This window comes from Microbacterium sp. Bi128 (genome assembly GCF_918698205.1).
Genome location: NZ_CAKKMM010001293.1, coordinates 1 through 1,442, shown reverse-complemented (window position 1 = coordinate 1,442; position 1,442 = coordinate 1). Strand labels below are relative to the sequence as shown.

The following is a 1,442-nucleotide window of genomic DNA, read 5'->3' as shown; positions in this document are numbered from 1 at the left end:
CGCTGGCCGTGCCGTTCACCGAGGCGCGGGCCTCCGCGAACTTTTCATTCAGCCGGGAGTGGCGCTGGCCGTAGGCGAAGTAGATCGCAATACCGATCACGAGCCAGATGGCGAAGAAGATCCAGGTTTCCACGGCCAGGTTCGTCATGAGATACAGGCACAGGACCGCAGAGACGACAGGGAGCACCTTGCCAAACGGGACACGGAAGGCCGGCTTCAGGTCCGGGCGCTTCTTGCGCAGCACCAGTATGCCAAGGCTCACCATCACGAAGGCGGACAGGGTCCCGATGTTGATCATTTCCTCGAGCAGGTCCACGTTGGTCAGGCCGGCGACGAGCGCCACTCCGGCGCCGCAGATGATCTGCAGGCGGGCCGGCGTCCCCCGCACCGAGCTGGTCTTGGACAGGGAGCGCGGAAGCAGGCCGTCGCGGCTCATCGCGAGCACCACGCGCGAGAGGCCCATGAGCAGCACCATGATCACGGTGGTCAGGCCCACGAGGGAGCCAAAGGCAATGACCTTGGCGGCGTCGGTGTTGCCGACCGCCTCGAAGGCGGTGGTGAGCGTCGGGTTCTTGGCCTCAGCCAACTGGGTGTAGGAGACCATGCCGGTCAACGCCAGCGACACCAGGATGTACAGCACGGTAACGATTGCCAGGCCGCCGAAGATGCCGCGGGGCAGCGTCTTCTGCGGGTTCTTGACCTCTTCGGCCGAGGTGGCGACGACGTCGAAGCCGATGAAGGCGAAGAAGACCAGGGCGGCGCCGGCGAAGATACCGAGGGTTCCATACTGGGCCGGGGCGGCGCCGGTCAGGAAGCCGAAGAACGACTGCTTGAGGACATCCGCGGTTCCGGTGCCTCCGGTCGGCTCGGAGGCCGGGACGAACGGGGCGTAGTTCTCGAACTTCACGTACGTGAAGCCGACGACGATCACGAAGAGGACCACCGCGATCTTGATGAGCGTGAAGATGTTGCCGACGCGGGCGGAGAGCTTGGTCCCGAGGACCAGCAGCACGGTGAAGATGGCAACGATCAGGAAGGCGCCCCAGTAGAGGTCGACGCCGCCCAGGGAGATCGACGGCGGAATGTCCACGCCCATGAGCGCAAAGACTTTGCTGAGGTAGATGCCCCAGTACTTCGCAATCACGGCGCCGGCAGTGAAGAGTTCGAGGATCAGGTTCCAGCCGATGATCCACGCCAGGATCTCACCCATGGTCGCGTAGGTGAAGACGTAGGCGGAGCCTGCCACCGGAATGGCCGTGGCGAACTCGGCGTAGCACATGATGGCGAGCGCGCAGGTGACGGCGGCGATCGCGAAGGAGATGGTGACGGCGGGGCCGGCAAAGTTCGCGGCGGCCTTGGCGCCGACCGAGAAGATCCCGGCGCCCACGGCAACCGCGACCCCCATGATCATGAGGTCCCACGTGCTTAGCGTGCGCTTCAGC

General features: G+C 65.0%; 1 protein-coding gene. It reads right to left on the bottom strand.

The window, feature by feature from the left end; genetic code table 11:
- Nucleotides 1-1,442 (bottom strand): amino acid permease (locus LQV45_RS32120; protein ID WP_230011572.1); only part of this gene is annotated, 1,442 nt, incomplete at both ends.